The sequence below is a fragment of the Litorivivens sp. genome (assembly GCF_041624475.1).
In the GTDB taxonomy this organism is placed as follows: Bacteria; Pseudomonadota; Gammaproteobacteria; order Pseudomonadales; family Spongiibacteraceae; genus Litorivivens.
Genome location: NZ_JBFJUX010000002.1, coordinates 154950 through 174133 on the forward strand (window position 1 = coordinate 154950; position 19184 = coordinate 174133).

The window sequence follows — 19184 nt, forward strand, 5'->3', positions numbered from 1 at the left end:
GGTAATGTCTGCACCCCATGTTTACATGGTAAACATGAGTTGCGGGTGCTGCACTGACATTGCTGGCACAGCAGGTTGCCAAAACCTGACCCGCGACGAGCGATCGACCCTGAACGCCCGTCGGTTTCAACGACTGCCGGTTCGCCGGTGATGTGTTCAAGCTGCACTGCAGCCAATAACTCAAGTGATGTGAGGAAAACACATGATTTACGAAGGCAAGGCCATTTCGGCCAAGTTCCTGGATAACGGTATTGCTGAGCTGTGTTTTGATCAGCAAGGCGAATCAGTCAACAAATTCGACCAGTTGACCCTGCGGGATCTGGACGAGGCCACCAAAGCCTTGGCCAAGGAAAAAGACCTGAAAGGGGTTCTGGTAACCAGCGGAAAATCGGTCTTTATTGTCGGTGCCGATATCATGGAATTCACCGACATGTTCAAGCTGCCTGACGACGAGCTGAAAGGCTGGGTGCGTGAGGCCAATGGCATTTTCAGCCGTTTTGAAGACCTGCCGGTTCCGACGGTTGCCGCAATCAACGGCATCGCGCTTGGTGGTGGCTATGAAATGTGTCTGGCCTGCGACTACCGCGTTATGTCCAGCAAGGCCCGCGTCGGCCTGCCCGAAGTAAAGCTCGGCATTAACCCCGGCTTTGGCGGCACTGTGCGTCTGCCGCGCGTCATCGGCCCTGATAACGCCATGATGTGGGCGGCGACTGGCAACGACCAGAAGCCCGACTCTGCCCTGAAGGACGGCGGTGTTGACGCTGTTGTTGAGCCAGAGTTGCTGAAAGAAGCCGCTCTTGACCTGTTGAACAAGGCGATCGATGGCACCTTTGACTATAAAGCCCGTCGTCAGGAAAAACTGGATCCGGTCAAGCTGAATGACATTGAGCGCATGATGTCCTTCACCACCGGTAAAGCCATGATCGCGCAGCAGGCCGGCAAGAACATGCCTGCACCGCTGACGGTCGGCAAATCAATGGAGAAGAATGCGGCGCTGCCACGCGACGAAGCTATCGAAGTTGAAATTGAATACTTCGCCAAACTGGCCAAAACTCCCGAAGCCGCTTCCCTGGTTGGTCTGTTCCTGAACCAGCAGGCGCTGGGCAAGCGCAACAAGCAGTGGGAAGGCAAGGCCGCTCCGGTTGAGAAAGCTGGTGTATTGGGTGCGGGCATTATGGGGGGCGGTATTGCTTACCAGAGCGCCTATAAAGGCACCCCCATTCTGATGAAAGATATCGCCGATGCGGGGCTGGATCTGGGTATGAGCGAGGCCACCAAGCTGCTGGCCAAGCGCGTTGACCGCGGTCGCATGTCTGCGCTGCAGATGGGTGAAGTACTGAGCAGCATCCGCCCGACGCTGGATTACACCGGTTTTGATAAAGCCGACGTTGTGGTCGAAGCGGTTGTTGAAAATGTGAAGGTCAAGCACGCAGTGCTGGCCGAGTGCGAACAGCATATCCGGGAAGACGCGGTGCTGGCCTCCAACACCTCCACCATCTCCATTACTCGTCTGGCTGAACCACTGAAACGCCCGGAAAACTTCTGCGGTATGCACTTCTTCAATCCGGTGCACCAGATGCCCTTGGTCGAAGTTATCCGCGGTGAGAAAACCAGCGATGAAACGGTAGCGCGCGTTGTTAAATACGCCACGCAGATGGGCAAGACGCCTATTGTTATCAACGACTGCCCCGGATTCTTTGTTAACCGTGTTCTGTTCCCGTACTTTGCCGGTTTCGACATGATGGTCCGCGACGGGGTGGATTTCCGCCGTATCGACAAAGTCATGGAAAAATTCGGCATGCCGATGGGCCCGGCCTACCTGATGGACGTGGTCGGTATCGACACCGGTTTCCACGCCGCCGAGGTGATGGCAGAAGGCTTCCCCGAGCGCATGAAGCACGACTACACCGGTATCTCCGAGCTGATGTTCAAGGCGGACCGCTACGGTCAGAAAAACGGTGTGGGCTTCTACTGCTACGAGAAAGACAAGAAGGGCAAGCCGCGTAAGCAGGAAGACGAAACGGCCCTGAAAATGGCAGCAGATTGCGCCGAGAAATCCATTGAGATTTCCGACGAGGATATCGTGGCGCGCATGATGATCCCGATGTGTACCGAAACCCTGCGCTGCCTCGACGAGAACATCGTCAGCTGCCCGGAAGATGCCGACATGGGCCTGATCATGGGTATCGGCTTTCCGGTATTCCGCGGCGGCGCGTTGCGCTACATCGACCAGATGGGTGCCAAGGCCTTCTGTGAACTGGCGGATCGCTTCAGCGATCTCGGCGCGCTCTACGAGCCCACCGAAAGCATTCGCAAAATGGCCGCTAACGGCGAAACCTTCTTTAAATAATCTGGTGCAGGAGCTTAAACAATGAGTTACCAAGATACTGATGTTGTAATTGTTGATTGCGCCAGAACCGCTATGGGGCGCTCAAAGAACGGTGTGTACCGCAACGTACGTGCGGAGAACATGTCGGCCGCACTGGTTGACGCGCTGCTGGCGCGCAACCCCGAGCTGGATCCGGCGGATATCGAAGACGTTATCTGGGGCTGTGTTAACCAGACCCTAGAGCAGGGCTGGAACATCGCCCGCATGATGTCTGTGCTGACGGTTATTCCACACACCGTGGCGGGCCAAACGGTCAGCCGTCTGTGTGGTTCATCCATGTCGGCACTGCATACCGCCGCACAGGGTATTCAAACCGGCTACGGTGATGTTTTCCTGGTAGGCGGCGTTGAACACATGGGCCACCTGGCCATGAACCATGGCATCGATCCCAACCCGCAGGCCAGCAAGCACGTTGCACGCGCGGCCGGCATGATGGGTATGACGGCTGAAGCGCTGGGCATGCTGCATGGCATTACCCGCGAGCAGCAGGACCAGTTTGGTCTGCGTTCACACCTGCGCGCTGCCGATGCTCGCGCCAACGGTCGCTTTGATAACGAGATTCTGGCGATCGAAGGTCATGACGAATCCGGCAAGAAAATTCTGGTCACCGAAGACAACACGATCCGCCCGGAAACCACGTTGGAAGGTCTGTCTGAACTCAAGCCCGCTTTTGATCCGCGTAACGGTACCGTAACTGCGGGTACCAGCTCCCAGATAGCCGACGGCGCGTCCGCTATGTTGGTGATGTCGGGTGCCAAGGCGAAAGCCATCGGTGCCAAGCCCCGCGCCCGGATTATCGGCATGGGTGTGGCCGGTGTGGATCCGTCCATCATGGGTTACGGCCCGGTGCCGTCTACCCAGAAAGTACTAAAAAAACTGGGTATGACCATCAAGGACATCGACTGTGTCGAGCTGAATGAGGCCTTTGCAGCACAGGCATTGCCCGTTCTCAAGGATCTGGAACTGCTCGACGTGATGGACGAGAAGGTCAACCTGAACGGCGGCGCCATTGCCCTGGGTCACCCCTTTGGTTGTTCCGGCACGCGTATCACCGGCACGCTGCTGAATGTGATGGAGCAGCAGGACAAAAGCGTCGGCCTGTCCACCATGTGTATCGGCATGGGGCAGGGTATCAGCACCATTATCGAACGCCTCTGATTTCAGATGTTGTTCGCGAAACGGGCCTTACTAACTAAGGGGGCCCGTTTTTTGTGGGCGCAGGTTTTGCGGCGCCCATGACGTGCTAACATTGCCGCCTGATTTTATTAGTCACGATTCAGTTTATGACCGTCCCTGTTCTGATAGCCCATCAATCGCCGGAATCCCTGCTAAAGGCCCAGCCACCCGGTGGGTTGGTTGCCATTGCTTACAGCCTGACGCGTTTCTGGTCGAGCCAGGGCGGCGAGGATGTGCTGGTGGCAGTCTACGAACGCCAGGCGGACTCGACGCGTTTTCTGGTTGCTCCGGACAGCTCGGCGCTCCGCGAGGAGCTTGCTGGCTTTACTGGCGACCTTGACGCGCTGGCGGACCAGCTGCAGACCGAGGTCTTCGCCAGCGATCAGGCCATAGCCCTTACACCGGTGCATATTCCCAAGCCTTGGGGAGAGGAGATCTGGTATACCGGCATGGAAGATCGAGGCATTGCCCTGGCCGGTCACGCCAGCCGGGCTATACCCTTGCCTTGGGTTTTGTCAGCCCTGCCGGAGCAGCTTACCGCTAACCGCGAGCAGGGGATCATCCTGCTGAAAATACTTGCGCCGCGCCCTGAGGAGGTCTTTGGTGACCTCTACTTCGAGCTGCATGAGGAAAAGCGGGAAGTTTACGTGGTGACAGCCGTTGACGAGCGCGCCTGGCCCAATGGTGAGGGGGCTATACGCTTTGGTTTTGATCCGGGGGTTAGGGCTGAATACCCGGACGATCAGGCCTTCCGCAAGGCCTTTGCCAGCGCAGTCAGTGACTACGAAGCGGTGAGGCGGGAGATTGACGCCAGCCTTGATCAGCGCGCTGCAAAAGAGGGGCAGGCGGGCGATCGGGAGGCCTGGCTGGCGGATTTGCCTGCGGAGCTCACCGAGAAGGAAAAAACACTGCGCGAGGCGATGAATCGTTTCACGGCACTGAAGCCCCTAAGGGTGGGCGATGTGGTCAAAGTGCCGACCTTGACCCCGCACTCCCTGCAGCACGGTGTCCGAACCGTGGAGTTTCAGACCCCGGTCTACGAGCGTCTGATTGTCGCCTTCGCCCAAAAGGTGCTGACCCAGAGCCACTGGGATACGGCCAAAGCGGTCGAGTTGATGAAGTTGGAAGCGGAGCCCGAGGCATCGTTTGAGCGCTTGTCAGCGGGCGAGGGCGTGGTCGAGGAGCGCATTGTCGATTTCGATGATTTTGAAGTTCGCCGATTTACCGTTGCACCGGGCGCGGTTGTGCACATTCCTTCGCCGCCGGACTACGCGGTGCTGATGCAGGTGCAGGGCGAGCTGGTGTTGGGCATCTGCCCCTTGCAGCCGGAGCAGGCGGTGATGCTGCCGCGCGACTGGGAGTCGCCGGCACTGGCGAACGAATCGGCGAATACAATCATATTTCTGGTCGCTTACCCTCGATGATGGCTGCGCCAGCGGCTTGCGGGGCGTGGGGCGCTGTGGCACAATTGCCGACCAAAATTTGCAGGCTAAAATGTATTTGCTTGATATTTAGCCTGCCAATACAAAGGCTTATAGCTGCCTTTTGAAGAATTTGCGAAAGTGGCGGAATTGGTAGACGCACTGGATTTAGGTTCCAGCGCCGCAAGGCGTGAGAGTTCGAGTCTCTCCTTTCGCACCATACAGTTTTGACAATCTACTTTTTCGACAGACAGGTCGCGCCTCAGCTGCGGCTACCTCAGAGGGATTCCCATGCAAGTGTCAGTAGAAACGACTTCTGGTCTGGAGCGTCGTTTAATCGTCGGTGTACCTGCAGAGCGCATCGACAGCGCGGTTAACTCCAAGCTTCAGAAGGCGGCCAAAACCGTTCGTCTCGATGGCTTTCGTCCCGGCAAGGTGCCGATGAAGGTTATGCGCCAGCGTTTCGGTGAATCTGTGCGCATGGAAGTGCTGGGCGAAGTGATGAATGAGTCCTTCTACGAGGCCATTCAGCAGCAGGACCTGAAGCCGGCCGGTCAGCCCGCCATTGAGCCCAAGTCCATGGATGCCGGTCGCGATCTTGAATATGTCGCCACCTTTGAGGTTTTCCCCGAAATTGAGCTGAAAGACTACAGTAGCATCAAAGTGGTCAAGCCGGTCGCTGAAGTGACTGATGCTGATCTCGACAAAATGATCGACAACCTGCGCGAGCAGCGAGCGGCTTATGAAGTAGTCGAGCGCGCCGCGAAAGACGGTGATCAAGTGCTCATCGACTACGTGGGCACCAAAGACGGTGAAGAGTTCGACGGTGGCAAAGCCGAAGACTCCAATCTGGTTCTGGGCTCAGGCAGTATGATTCCCGGTTTTGAAGACGGCATCATCGGCATGTCTGCGGGCGAAGAGAAGGTCCTGGCGCTGAGCTTCCCCGAGGATTATCACAGCGAAGAGCTGAAGGGTGCCGCGGTTGAATTCAAGATTACCGTCAAGGAAGTCAAAGAAAAGGTTCAGCCTGAGCTGAACGACGAGTTCTTCAAGTTGTTCGGTGTGGAAGAGGGTGGAATGGATGCCTTTCGCGCCGAAGTAAAGAAAAACATGGATGGCCAGCTGGAAAGTGCAATTGAAAACCGCATCAAACAGCAGATCATGGATGGCGTGTTGGAAGTCCACAGCGACCTGCAGGTACCGAAGGCGCTGATCAGTCAGGAAATTGACGCGCTGCGTAATCAGCAGTTACAGCAGTTCGGCGATCTGGCCAAGCAAATCAACGCCAAAGACATCTTTCCGGATGAAGTGTTCGCGGAAAATGCCGAGCGCCGCGTCAAGCTGGGGCTGGTGTTGAATGAGCTGGTCAGCAAGGAAGGCATTGAAGCCGATGCGGACAAAGTGCGCGAAACCATAGAAAAGATGGCGGCGAGCTATGATGATTCCGAGCAGGTGGTAAACTGGTACTACAGCAACCCGCAGCAGCTGCAGGGAATCGAATCGCTGGTGGTGGAAAATCAGGTTGTTGATAATCTGCTTGAAAAAGCGCAGGTTAGCGAGGAAACTTCCAGTTACGAAAAAGTGATGTCGCCACCCGAAGAAGCGACCGCAGAAGACGAGTAAGTCGTCTTCAGTGTGGTAGGCTCCTAAAGCGATCGGGTGAAAATTCGGTCGCTTTGTTTTTTGTGGGTCGGATTTTTACAGTTACTGCTTTTGTAGAAACTACAATGGCGACGCTGAATTCAGTAAGCAGCCGGAGAATAAAGAGGGACTATGTCGCGCTACAGCTCAGAAGGTTACAACTCTACCCAGATAAATAATCTCGGCCTGGTGCCGGTCGTCGTAGAGCAGACAGCTCGTGGTGAGCGCTCCTTCGATATTTACTCCCGCCTGCTTAAAGAGCGGGTGATTTTCTGTATTGGTCCGGTTGAAGACCATATGGCCAACCTGATTGTGGCGCAGATGCTGTTCCTCGAGTCGGAAAACCCTGACAAGGATATCCATCTCTACATCAACTCTCCGGGTGGCTCTGTCACTGCAGGTCTGTCGATTTACGACACCATGCAGTTCGTCAAGCCAGACGTCAGCACCATGTGCATCGGTCAGGCGGCCAGCATGGGTGCCTTTCTGCTGTCCGGCGGCACCAAGGGCAAACGCTACATTCTGCCCAATGCGCGGACCATGATTCACCAGCCCAGCGGTGGTGCGCATGGGCAGGCGACGGATATCGATATCCACGCCCGCGAAATTCTGATTATCCGCGAGCGGCTGAATGAGCTGATGGCTCAGCACACGGGACAGGATATTGAGAAGATCCGTCTGGATACGGAGCGGGATAACTTCATGAATGCCGAACAATCCAAGGCTTACGGCCTGGTGGACGAGGTCATGATGCGCCGCAAACTGGCTGACAATACGTAGTAGTCTACGTAGTATTCGTTGTGCCGCGGGCTTGCAAATCGCGGCAAAAATCAGCATCTTTAGAGTGTAAAAGTTTTTAATGCACCTTTTTGGTGCATCTGTTGGAGAGCTTGATGGCAGATCACACGAAAGACGGGGACGACAGCGGCAAACTGCTGTACTGCTCGTTTTGCGGCAAAAGCCAGCACGAAGTCAGAAAACTGATTGCGGGTCCGTCTGTATTTATCTGCGACGAATGTGTTGATCTCTGTAATGACATTATTCGCGAAGAGATTCAGGAAAGTAGCAGCGAAGGCGGCCACGATCGCCTGCCTACCCCCGCTGAAATCAAGGATATCCTGGGTCAGTACGTTATTGGTCAGGAGCGCGCCAAGAAGGTCCTGGCGGTCGCGGTTTACAATCACTACAAGCGTCTGCGCTATGCAGATGCCAGCGGTGACGATGTTGAGCTCGGCAAGAGCAATATATTGCTGGTAGGGCCTACCGGTAGCGGTAAAACCCTGCTGGCAGAGACTCTGGCCCGCTTGCTCGACGTACCCTTCACCATTGCGGATGCGACCACCCTGACCGAAGCCGGTTATGTGGGTGAGGACGTTGAGAACATCATTCAGAAGCTCTTGCAGAAGTGCGACTACGATGTTGAAAAAGCCCAGATGGGGATTGTTTATATCGATGAGATCGACAAGATCTCCCGTAAATCAGACAACCCTTCAATCACCCGCGATGTGTCGGGTGAAGGTGTGCAGCAGGCACTGCTGAAGCTGATCGAGGGCACGGTAGCCTCGGTGCCGCCTCAAGGCGGTCGCAAGCACCCGCAGCAGGAGTTTCTGCAGGTTAATACGGCGAATATTCTCTTTATCTGTGGCGGCGCCTTTGCCGGCCTGGACAAGGTTATTCGCGATCGCTCTGAGCGCGGCGGTATCGGTTTTTCTGCCGAGGTCAAAAGCAAGAACGACAAGCGCAACGTGGGTGAGGTGCTGGCGGAGCTGGAACCGGAAGATCTGGTGCGCTACGGCCTTATCCCCGAGTTTGTCGGTCGTCTGCCAGTGATTGCAACCCTGGAAGAGCTCGACGTTGATGCGCTGATCAGCATCCTGACCGAACCCAAAAACTCGCTGACCAAGCAGTACAGCAAGTTGTTCGAGATGGAAGGCGTGGATGTGGATTTCCGCGAAGATGGTCTGCGCGCGGTTGCCGAGCGGGGCATGGAGCGCAAGACCGGTGCCCGCGGTCTGCGGTCCATTCTTGAGGCTGTTCTTCTCGATACCATGTACCAGATTCCCTCGCTGGAAAATGTCAGCAAGGTGGTTATCGACGAATCGGTCATCAAGGGCGAGTCCGAGCCCATGCTGGTGTATCACAACAACGACAAGAAAAAAGCCGCGCCAGACGATTAATTTCTGAGCAAGTCGTTGAATATGGGCTGAAAATACGGCCCATATTCAACTATTTCACTGTCAATCCCTTGTAATTCCCGCGTCGACGCCCCATGTTAATGGAAGTCGGACACAGGTGCCGACCTCCGTTCCACCTGTTACGAGGTTACCAATGGGTGATTCCAACGAGATGAAGGATTTTCCGTTACTGCCGTTGAGGGATGTGGTTGTCTACCCTCATATGGTGATACCCCTTTTTGTCGGGCGCGATAAATCAATTCGTGCGCTCGAAACGGCGATGGCATCCAATAAGGAGATCATGCTGGTCGCCCAGCGTGATCCGAATGTCGATGAGCCGGGCACGGACGATCTTTACGATGTGGGTACTGTGTCCAATATTCTCCAGTTGCTGCGCCTGCCCGATGGCACGGTCAAGGTACTGGTAGAAGGCAGTTACCGCGCAGAAATTCACCAGGTGGAAGACAATGGTGAGTTTTTCCAGTCACAGGTTTCTGCCCTTGAATCTGAAGAAGTGGACGAGGCTGAAGTTGAGTCCCTGATTCGCAGCGCCATTACTCACTTTGAAAAATATGTCAATGTCAGCAAGAAGATACCCGCTGAAGTTCTGACCTCACTGTCGGGTATCGATGAAGTGGGCCGACTGGCCGATAGCGTTGCCGCTCACATGACCATGGAGCTGGAGCAGAAACAGGCGATCCTCGAGATGTTGTCAGAGCGCGAGCGCCTGGAACATCTGATGACCGTCATGGAATCTGAAATCGATCTGTTTACCGTGGAAAAGCGTATTCGCGGCCGGGTCAAAAAGCAGATGGAGCGCAGCCAGCGCGAGTATTACCTGAATGAGCAGATGAAGGCCATTCAGCGCGAGCTGGGCGATATGGAAGAGGGCGGCAACGAACTCGAAGCCCTGGAAGCCAAGATTAAAGAAGCGGGGATGAGCGCTGAGGCCGAAGAAAAGGCCATGTCAGAGCTCTCCAAGCTGAAAATGATGTCGCCCATGTCGGCTGAAGCCTCTGTTGTTCGCGGCTATATCGACTGGTTGATTTCGATCCCCTGGCAGAAGCGCTCCCGGGTTAAACACAACCTCGATAAGGCCGAGGACGTGTTGAATGCCGATCACTACGGTCTGGAAGAGGTCAAAGACCGGATCGTCGAATATCTCGCCGTACAAAAGCGCGTGAAAAAAGTTAAGGGCCCCGTGCTGTGTCTGGTTGGCCCGCCTGGTGTGGGTAAAACCTCGTTGGGGGAATCCATCGCCCGATCCACCAACCGTAAATTTGTGCGAATGGCGCTGGGCGGTGTGCGCGATGAAGCGGAAATCCGTGGTCACAGACGTACCTATATCGGCTCAATGCCGGGCAAAATTATTCAGAAACTGTCCAAGGTCGGTGTGAGAAATCCGCTGTTCCTGCTCGACGAAATTGACAAAATGGGTATGGACCATCGGGGCGATCCGGCCTCAGCCCTGCTTGAAGTGCTCGACCCGGAGCAGAACAACAGCTTCAGCGATCATTATCTGGAAGTGGACTACGATCTGTCAGACGTTATGTTTGTCTGCACATCCAACTCCCTTAACATACCGCCGGCCCTGCTGGACCGGATGGAAGTTATCCGTATTCCGGGTTACACCGAAGCGGAAAAAACAAACATTGCGCGGCGCTATCTGATACCCAAGCAGATGAAAAACAATGGTCTTAACGAAAAAGAGCTGACCATTGAAGAAGACGCCATTCGCGACACTATTCGTTTTTATACTCGTGAGGCCGGGGTGCGCGGATTGGAGCGCGAGCTGGCAAAAGTCTGTCGCAAGGTTGTGAAAAGTCTTGCCAGAAAGCAGGGTAAAGATTCGCAATTGCTGGTGTCATCTGACAATCTCGGTGAATATCTTGGCGTGCCTAAATTCAGCTTCGGCAAGGCCGAAGAGGAAAACCGCATCGGCCAGGTGACCGGTCTGGCCTGGACACAGGTTGGCGGCGAATTGCTCACCATCGAAGCAGTCTCGGTGGTTGGTAAAGGCCGGCATGTAAAAACCGGCTCGCTCGGCGATGTTATGCAGGAGTCTATTCAGGCGGCTCTGACAGTGGTTAAGAGTCGCTCGCAAGCGCTGGGAATTCCTGCAAATTATCACGATACGCACGATATCCATATTCATGTGCCTGAGGGTGCCACTCCTAAAGATGGACCCTCGGCGGGTACAGGTATGTGTACGGCATTAGTGTCGGTGATAACCGGTATTCCGGTAAAATCTACTGTTGCCATGACCGGTGAGATTACACTGCGCGGTCAGGTGCTGAAGATCGGTGGGCTCAAGGAGAAACTTCTCGCAGCTCACCGCGGTGGTATCACCACGATCATCATTCCCGCTGAAAACGAGCCGGATTTGAAAGAGATCCCGGACGATATTAAAGCGGATCTGGAAATCAAACCGGTCAAATGGATTGATGAGGTTTTGGAAATAGCACTTGAGCATTTACCAAAGCCAATTTCTGATGAGGAGTACCTTGCGGGCTTGTCTCAGCAGAAGTTGGATGCGGATGTGACGGATGGCCAGGGAAGCTCGCGATTTAGTGCGCATTGACGCGACACTTCCTTGACCGTCATAAAAGCAGTTGGTATAAATCCCACTCTGATTCAGTTGATAAGCCTGTTGTCACTGAGACTAGGGAGTGGTTTATTAATTACTTTCTTTACGCATTGCCTACTAAACGAAGGGGATAATAAGTGAATAAATCTGAGCTAATCGACGCCATCGCTGCTTCAGCGGACCTGCCAAAAGCTGCTGCGGGTCGCGCCCTTGACGCGGTTGTCGATTCAATTACGGATGCATTGAAAAAAGACGATTCGGTTTCTCTGGTTGGTTTTGGTACTTTCAGTGTAAAAGAGCGCGCTGCTCGCACTGGCCGTAACCCGCAAACCGGTGAGCCAATCAACATTGCTGCGGCAAAGATTCCCAGCTTTAAAGCGGGCAAAGCACTGAAGGACGCTGTTAACTGATACGGCGCCTGTTTTGTAAAAAACCCGTTCGGAGTCTTTGAGCTCCATAATAAAGGCGCATCGAAAGATGCGCTTTTTTTGTAAGTAGTGGACTAACATGCTTCAGAATATCCGCGACAACATTCAGGGCGTCGCCGCCAAAATCATTATCGGTCTGATGATCGTTCCCTTTGCGCTGTACGGTATCGACTTTCTGTTCAGCGGCAGCACTGAAACGCCTGTCGCCGTGGTCAATGGTGAGAAGGTAAGCCAGTATGAACTGGATCAGGCGCTTGCCATGCAGAAACGTCAGCTGCTGGCGATGATGGGGGATAACATTGACCCCGGTCTGCTGGACGATGCGGTTTTGCGTCGACCGGCGCTCGATTCGTTGATTCGCCAGAAGGTTCTGTTGCAGGCCGCCGAGGAGGCGGGAATCGCGGTACCAGATCGGGTGCTGAACCAGACTATTATGCAGATGCCGCAGTTCCAGGAAGGGGGGCGCTTTTCCACTGAGCGCTTTCGCCAGATCCTTGCCGCCCAGGGTTTTACCCCGCAACTGTTCCGCTCACTGCTGCGCACTGATCTGTTGATCGATCAGTTGAATCAGGGCGTTGCCGGCTCAACCTTCATTACCGATTTTCAGGAAAGTGCTGCGATTCGCCTCGGCGATCAAAAGCGCAGTTTTTACTACCTCACGGTTGATACCAAGCGCTTTGCCGAGCAGGCCACGCCATCGACAGAAGCGATTGAAGCCTACTACCAGCAGAATCAGAGTCGCTTCAAATCGCCCGAAGCGGTTCGGCTTGCCTACCTCGAACTGAAGATCGAAGATTTCTACAAGCCGGTGGCCGAAGAAGATATACGAGCTGCATACCAGCAGGAGATCGACTCTGCGAAACAGCTTACCGAGCGACGGGCAGCTCATATTCTGCTTGAAGGCAGTGATAAAGAGGCCCGGCAAAAGCTTGAGGCAGCCCGCGAGCGTATCCTGGCGGGAGAAAATTTTGCCGATGTGGCAAAGGAGCTTTCCGACGATTTTGGCAGCGCCGAGCAAGGTGGTGATCTCGGCTTTAGTGCTGGTGATACCTTCCCGGAAGCTTTTGAAGAAGCCCTGGCAGAGCTGGAAGTTAGCGAGGTCTCTGAGCCGGTCGAAACAGACGCCGGCCTGCATCTGGTCAAGCTGCTTGAAGTGCGTGAACCTGAGGTTGCTTCGTTTGAGTCTCGCCGAGCAGAACTTGAGCGGCAGTTGCAGGAACGTGCTGCAAAGCCCCGCTTGGTCAGTGAAGTAGAAGCGCTCCGCGACCTGGTGTTTAACGCTGACGGTCTGGAGGAACCTGCCAAGACCCTTGAGCTTGAGGTACAGGAAAGCGATTGGCTGACGGCCGATCAGAATGACGGATTGCTGGCCCACTCCGCGGTCAAGGCTGCGGCTTTCAGTGCTGAATTGCGCGAGCAGGGTTATAACTCGGAGGTGTTTGAGGTCTCACCGAGTCATTATGTGGTTCTGCATCCCCTCGCGTACCGCCCACCTGAGGTTCAGCCACTGGCTGAGGTCCGGGACGCGATTGTTGCGACCCTGAAAGAGCAGGAAGGTCGTGAGCGTGCAGACCAAGTTGCGCGGGAGCTCATGGCAGCGCTTCGCGCTGGTCAATCAGCTGAAGAGCTGGCCAAAAAGACCGAAGGTGTCGATTGGCAGGTAGCTGTGCGGTCTTCAAGACAGGACTCCAGCATCTCAGAATCCGTTCGCCGTAAAGTCTTTCAGATGGCGCGTCCACAAGAGGGCGGGAATGTTGCCATGACCCGCGATGCAGGCGGTAATTCAGTGGTTATTCAGCTCACAAATGTATACGATGGTGAGCGAAGTCTGGTGGCGGAAAATCGTCGCCGAGAACTCTTGGCGGGCGCACAACGCGTGCAGGCGAATCAGAGCTACAACGCCTATTTTGCCAGCCTGATGCGCCGTGCTGAGGTGAAGTACAACTGATCAGCCGTTGCCGATACGTCTGTATCGGCACAAGGAAACATAATAATGATAGAGCCGGGATCAGAAAGCGCATTACCCGGTGGACAGTTGGATATCTGGTTGGCGATTTCGGCCCATGTGGCCGACCATCGCCAGGACGCTGCCTATGAGGCTATGCTGGATACCGGTGAGCTGGATCACTACCATTCCCTGCAATACCCGGAACATCGCTTTGATTATCTATTGAGTCGAGCGTTGTTGAGAACTGTCCTGTCCTGTTACACAGGCCTGGCGCCGGAAGCGCACCGTTTTACCCGTAACGAGTTCGGCAAGCCGCAACTTGATCCGACGCAGTTGCCGGAAGGGGTGTTTTTGCCCCAGTTCAATCTGTCGCTAACCGATGGTGTTGCGGTCTGCGCAATCAATCGCAGTGCGCCGCTTGGCATCGATGTGGAATATCACGGCGACGGCCGCTCGATGGTAGAAGTGGCAGACCAGTATTTTTCTCCCATTGAAACGGCGGAGCTCAAACGGCTGCCGACAGCGAGCCAGAGAGCAGGCTTTTTTCGCTATTGGACACTCAAAGAGTCGCTTATAAAAGCCCGCGGTGAAGGTCTGTCGGTGCCACTGGACAGCTTTTCCTTTCGGGTGGCCACCGGCGTGCAGGCTAACACCCAAACCGCAAAGCTGGTGTCCATGGCCGAAGGGTTTTTGCCGTCTGCACAACAGTGGGATTTTCGCTATTTTGATCTCGGTGAAGATTACACGGTTGCGGTGAGTATGGGTGAACCCATTGACCATATCTGTCTGCGCGAAACCATCCCGCTGGTGGGTTGTGTCGATGTGCAGTCCACCTCGGATTTGTTCTCCCACGCCCATCAGGACGCACTTTACGCTGCTTTCTGTTAGAATCCCCCGCCTTTAGGATTGCCAAAATCATCGGGGGAAACCGTGTTCAAGGTACTGACGCGTAATCAGATTTCAGTAAAAGGTTTGGATCGTCTGCCACGCCAGCAATACGAAATTGCCAGCGAGTTCAACTCGCCCGACGCAATTTTGCTGCGCAGCCATAAGCTGGCTGTCGATGAAATTTCACCCTCGGTTATGGCTGTTGCCCGTGCCGGCGCCGGGGTCAACAATATTCCCGTTGCCGACTGCACTAAACGCGGTATCCCGGTGTTTAACACGCCGGGCGCCAATGCCAATGCCGTTAAGGAGCTGGTCATCGCCGGTATGACGTTGGGGTCTCGCGGTATTCTCGACGGTATTAAGTACGTTTCCACGTTGGGCGAGATGACTGATGGCGCGGAAATGAGCGCGCTGCTCGAGAAGGAGAAAAAACGCTTCAAGGGCCAAGAGCTGCAAGGCAAGACATTGGGTGTCGTGGGGCTCGGCGCGATAGGCTCGCTGGTGGCGCGTGCCGGCCTTGATCTGGGGATGGACGTTATCGGCTACGATCCGGCACTGTCAGTGGATGCAGCCTGGCGCCTGCCCAGCTCGGTGCGCCGCATGGAAAACATTTCCAGCCTGTTTGCCCGGGCTGACTACATCAGTCTGCACTTGCCGGTATTGGATGCGACCCGCGGTCTGGTCAACGCGGAGCTGCTGGCAAACTGCAAACCGACCCTACGCCTGTTGAACTTTGCCCGAGAAGAAATTGTCGACAATGCGGCGATCATCGAAGCTCTGGATGCCGGTCGTATTGGCCGCTATATCGCGGATTTCCCGGCACCTGGCCTGATCGGTCGCGACGACGTCGTACTGATGCCACATATTGGCGCCAGCACCGACGAAGCCGAAGAGAACTGCGCCGTTATGGCCGCCGATCAGCTTCGCGACTTTCTGGAAAACGGCAATATCAAGAATTCTGTCAATTTCCCGGCCCTGGCGCTTGAGCGAACCGGCGGTACGCGCATTGCCATCAGTAACAGCAACGTTCCCAAGATCCTCGGCCACGTGCTGTCAGCGTTGGCCGATGCCGACCTCAACGTGATTGATATGTTGAACAAGAGTCGCGATGATGTGGCCTATAACCTGATTGATGTCGCGGCGGCGCCGACTGATGACGTGATCGACAGGATTCGTGCCATAGAAGGCGTTATTAACGTACGGGTCATAGCCTGACCTGCACGCGTCTTAGCCTGAGAAAGGGGGTAGCGTGAGCAAATTGGATACCATCGCTGAGTTGATCCAGGGTCAGCGAGGCAAGCCCCCCATAGACAAATGGCACCCCGATCTCAGTGGCGATATCGATATTGTCATTCGCAGTGACGGGCGCTGGTTTCACGAAGGCGGTGAGATCAAGCGCCACGAACTGGTCAAACTCTTTGCCTCTATACTGCGCCGGGAAGCCGATGGCGACTACTACCTGGTAACGCCTGTCGAGAAGTGGCGGATTCAGGTAGAAGACCTTCCTCTGCAGATCATCGATGCGGAAATCGAGCCAGACCGTATTGGCGTGCTGACCAATGTCGACGACTGGTGCATTCTGGGTGAGAGTCGGCCTTTGGTGGTGAGCACCGATTCCGACAGTGGCGAACCGCGCCCGCAGGTTGAGCTGGATCATGGCCTCAGTGCCCGGGTTGCACGGCCCGTGTTTTATCGCTTGGTGGATGAAGCTGAGGTCGACGGAGGCCAGCTCTGGCTCCAGTCACAGGGCCAGCGCTTTTCACTGGGTCACACGGAGTAAAGCCGATATGGCCAGAATTTCCCTAAGTAAGAAACACAATAAGCCTGATTCCGAAGTCAGACAGATGGTCGAGGAACTTGCGCAGTCGATGGCTCGACGCCATGGCGCGAAAACGGCTTGGAGCGGTGATAAATCGGTCAAAATTGACCATTCGCGACTGTCAGGTCGGCTGGATATGCTGCCGGGTGAGGTGCGTATTGAGGTCAAGCTGGGGATGCTTGCCGGGGCTTTCAAGGGAACCATCGAGGCGGAATTGAGAAAGGCGCTCGACGAGAAGCTGGGTTAGCGCGCCGCCAGGCCACGTTATTCTGATCAATAAATAAAAAAGCGAAAAAGTTTGGAGAAAATAGCAACTTCGCTGCTCTAAAGAGCACTAGCCAACGACGGAGAAGCTTTGTGAGGCAAATAAGCAGTCAGATCAATCTTTGGGCCCTGGTGCTGATGTCGGCGCTGATGGGTGCGTTAAGCAGCTCGGTACACGCGGCCTGGCCACTTTCCGACAGTGAAGAGAACCCGCTACCCAGCCTTGCCCCCATGCTGGAAAAAGTTAATCCGGCCGTCGTCAATATTTCCACCTATACCACCCGTACGGTTCAGCAGAACCCGCTGCTGAGAGACCCGTTTTTTCGCCGTTTCTTTAATATGCCCGAGCAGCAAATGCCCGAGCGGAAACGCCGCACCACCAGCGCCGGTTCAGGCGTGATCATCGACGCCTCCAAGGGCACTGTGGTGACCAATCACCACGTGATTGACGGGGCCGATGAAATAACTGTCGCGCTGGAAGATGGGCGCAGCTATACCGCGACGCTTATCGGATCAGATCCGGATGTGGATATCGCGGTATTGAAAATCGACGCAAAAAACTTGCGCGAAATACCCGTGTCGGATTCAGAGAAGCTGCGTGTCGGTGATTTTGTGGCCGCTATCGGTAATCCCTTCGGCCTCGGTCAGACAGTGACCACCGGTATCGTGAGCGCCCTCGGTCGAACGGGTCTGGGGATTGAAGGCTATGAGAACTTTATTCAAACCGATGCCTCCATCAACCCTGGCAATTCCGGCGGTGCGCTGGTGAACCTGAAAGGAGAGCTGGTGGGGATTAATACCGCCATTATCGCGCCTGCAGGTGGCAATGTCGGTATCGGTTTTGCGATACCCACCAATATGGCAAACGCCAGTATTTCCCAGATTCTGGAGCACGGCGAGGTCAAACGCGGACAGCTGGGTGTGATTATTCAGGACTTGACCCCTGAGCTGGCGGACGCATTTGGTATCGACAATGGTCAGCGCGGCGCACTGATTGCTGAAGTGCAACCGGGTACCGCAGCCGACAAGGCCGGACTGAAAGCCGGGGACGTTGTGGTCGCAGTCGACGGCAAGGATATCCTCAGTTCCGCTCAGCTACGCAACGCGGTAGGTGTTCGGAAAATCGGCGATACGCTCACATTGACGGTCGTTCGGGATGGTAAAAAACGCATCATCAAATCCAAAATTGGTGAACCTTCCCAGCTGGTAGCCGGCAAGGACGAGGCGGTACATAAATTCCTTGAGGGCGCGTCTCTCAAGGAAGCCGACGACAAGGACGGTGTGCTGGTGTCCGAGATAGAGCAGGGTACGGCTGCGGCGCGTTCTGGCTTGAGACCGGGTGATGTCATTGTCTCTGCCAACAAACAGCGCGTGAAGACGATTGCCGAGCTGCGCAAGGCAGTAAAAGATTCCGATAAGCGGTTGTTGCTGCAGGTAAAACGCGGACGCGCTGCCCTGTACATCGTTATTCAGTAAAGTGTGAGCGGCTTAACTCTTTGGATTGCAGGGTTAAGCCGCGGTTCAGCTGGTCGGGCTAGACTGGAACTATTCTGGTCAAGGAAGGTGGCGGTGATGCGTATTCTGATAAGTCTGGCCCTGTCGGCGTTGCTGGCGGCCTGCGCGGGCGCGCCTGTTGCAACCGACTACGATACTGATTTTCCCTTTGCGTCTGTGCGTAACTATGCCTGGCTGGACAGTGGTTCAGCCGAGGACGCGCAGCCGGCTGCCCGCAGTAATGATCTGATGCGTGATCGTCTGCGCAAGGCCATCGACGATCGCATGGCGGCGCAGGGCTTGCGTAAAGTCTCCTCCTCAGACAAGGCGGATATTCTGCTCACTTTTCATATGGGTATAACCGAGAAGGTTGAGGTCTTTGATTTTCATGATCACTTCGGCTATTACCCCTGCTTTGACCGATTCTGTCGGCGCGGCGGGCATGCCTATTATCCGGGCGGGATAAACCATGATCACTGGGAGTCCGAGTACCACGAAGGCCGGCTGGTGATCGATATGATCTCGCCGGCTACACGCAAACTGGTGTGGCGTGGCATCTCCGAACGGCGCATTCCATTCATGGAAACGCCCGAACAGCGCCGCCTGTTTATTGTCGATACGGTGGGCACAGTGATCAGCCGATTCCCGCCGGGAAATCACGCGCATTAGCGGTTGAATCTGTCTGCCAGATAACAGACAATACCGCGCCGCGGCAGACAGGCTTTGCCGCACGTTATGGTGGTCCTTCCGGTCCCCTCGCAACGATAGATGGTAAACCCCGCCAGGCCCGGAAGGGAGCAACGGTAGCCGTCGACTCGTGTGCCGGGGTGTGGCTGGTTGGGCCGCCACCCAATTTCCTCCCAGATTCACGGCTCAAGCCCAAGTACTCTCTGGTACGGGCAAGTTCAAGTCGTGGCCCCGCTGGTGTATCCTAGACCGCTTGATTTTACGTCAT

General features: G+C 55.3%; 15 protein-coding genes, 1 tRNA gene and 1 other RNA gene. All 17 read left to right on the forward strand.

The genetic code is table 11. The features are described from left to right. Positions 1–202: 202 nt before the first annotated feature. The 17 genes from fadB to ffs all read left to right on the forward strand — a co-directional run bounded on the left by fadB (position 203) and on the right by ffs (position 19071). A complete protein-coding gene (fadB, locus tag ABY734_RS03410; protein WP_372777571.1) occupies positions 203–2350 on the forward strand; it encodes a fatty acid oxidation complex subunit alpha FadB in 2148 nt (715 codons plus the stop codon). A gap of 21 nt (positions 2351–2371) precedes the next feature. Further along, positions 2372–3547 carry an acetyl-CoA C-acyltransferase FadA gene (gene fadA, locus ABY734_RS03415; protein ID WP_372777572.1) on the forward strand — a complete coding sequence of 392 codons (1176 nt, stop codon included), beginning with the start codon at positions 2372–2374 and terminating at the stop codon, positions 3545–3547. 125 nt (positions 3548–3672) lie between these two features. Continuing rightward, on the forward strand, positions 3673–4989 hold the full coding sequence (locus ABY734_RS03420; RefSeq protein WP_372777573.1) for a hypothetical protein: 1317 nt from the start codon (positions 3673–3675) through the stop codon (positions 4987–4989). A gap of 132 nt (positions 4990–5121) precedes the next feature. Continuing rightward, positions 5122–5206 (forward strand) — tRNA-Leu (locus ABY734_RS03425). A gap of 71 nt (positions 5207–5277) precedes the next feature. Then, positions 5278–6609, forward strand: a complete 1332-nt coding sequence (gene tig, locus ABY734_RS03430; protein WP_372777574.1) for a trigger factor — start codon at positions 5278–5280, stop codon at positions 6607–6609. A gap of 150 nt (positions 6610–6759) precedes the next feature. Next, positions 6760–7407, forward strand: a complete 648-nt coding sequence (gene clpP / locus ABY734_RS03435) for an ATP-dependent Clp endopeptidase proteolytic subunit ClpP (RefSeq protein ID WP_372777575.1) — start codon at positions 6760–6762, stop codon at positions 7405–7407. Between the two features lie 113 nt (positions 7408–7520). Next, positions 7521–8804: an ATP-dependent Clp protease ATP-binding subunit ClpX gene (gene clpX, locus ABY734_RS03440; RefSeq protein ID WP_372777576.1), complete on the forward strand. Its 1284-nt coding sequence runs from the start codon at positions 7521–7523 to the stop codon at positions 8802–8804. Between the two features lie 151 nt (positions 8805–8955). Continuing rightward, positions 8956–11382 (forward strand): endopeptidase La, encoded by a 2427-nt coding sequence (lon, locus tag ABY734_RS03445; protein ID WP_372777577.1) that lies wholly within the window; start codon positions 8956–8958, stop codon positions 11380–11382. Positions 11383–11525: 143 nt separating this feature from the next. Continuing rightward, complete coding sequence (locus ABY734_RS03450; protein ID WP_183409215.1) at positions 11526–11798, forward strand: HU family DNA-binding protein; 273 nt, start codon at positions 11526–11528, stop codon at positions 11796–11798. 97 nt (positions 11799–11895) lie between these two features. Continuing rightward, positions 11896–13764 (forward strand): SurA N-terminal domain-containing protein, encoded by a 1869-nt coding sequence (locus tag ABY734_RS03455; RefSeq protein ID WP_372777578.1) that lies wholly within the window; start codon positions 11896–11898, stop codon positions 13762–13764. Positions 13765–13809: 45 nt separating this feature from the next. Continuing rightward, positions 13810–14652, forward strand: coding sequence for a 4'-phosphopantetheinyl transferase superfamily protein (locus ABY734_RS03460; RefSeq protein ID WP_372777579.1), 843 nt, complete (start codon positions 13810–13812; stop codon positions 14650–14652). A gap of 42 nt (positions 14653–14694) precedes the next feature. Then, complete coding sequence (locus ABY734_RS03465) at positions 14695–15867, forward strand: phosphoglycerate dehydrogenase (RefSeq protein WP_372777580.1); 1173 nt, start codon at positions 14695–14697, stop codon at positions 15865–15867. A 34-nt stretch (positions 15868–15901) separates the two neighbouring features. Then, on the forward strand, positions 15902–16432 hold the full coding sequence (locus ABY734_RS03470; protein WP_372777581.1) for a DUF1285 domain-containing protein: 531 nt from the start codon (positions 15902–15904) through the stop codon (positions 16430–16432). Between the two features lie 7 nt (positions 16433–16439). Further along, positions 16440–16718, forward strand: a complete 279-nt coding sequence (locus tag ABY734_RS03475) for a polyhydroxyalkanoic acid system family protein (RefSeq protein WP_372777582.1) — start codon at positions 16440–16442, stop codon at positions 16716–16718. A 155-nt stretch (positions 16719–16873) separates the two neighbouring features. Continuing rightward, complete coding sequence (locus tag ABY734_RS03480; RefSeq protein ID WP_372777839.1) at positions 16874–18211, forward strand: DegQ family serine endoprotease; 1338 nt, start codon at positions 16874–16876, stop codon at positions 18209–18211. 96 nt (positions 18212–18307) lie between these two features. Continuing rightward, on the forward strand, positions 18308–18898 hold the full coding sequence (locus tag ABY734_RS03485) for a DUF4136 domain-containing protein (protein WP_372777583.1): 591 nt from the start codon (positions 18308–18310) through the stop codon (positions 18896–18898). Positions 18899–18974: 76 nt separating this feature from the next. Next, an RNA gene (ffs, locus tag ABY734_RS03490) (signal recognition particle sRNA small type) lies at positions 18975–19071 on the forward strand. Positions 19072–19184: the final 113 nt, after the last annotated feature.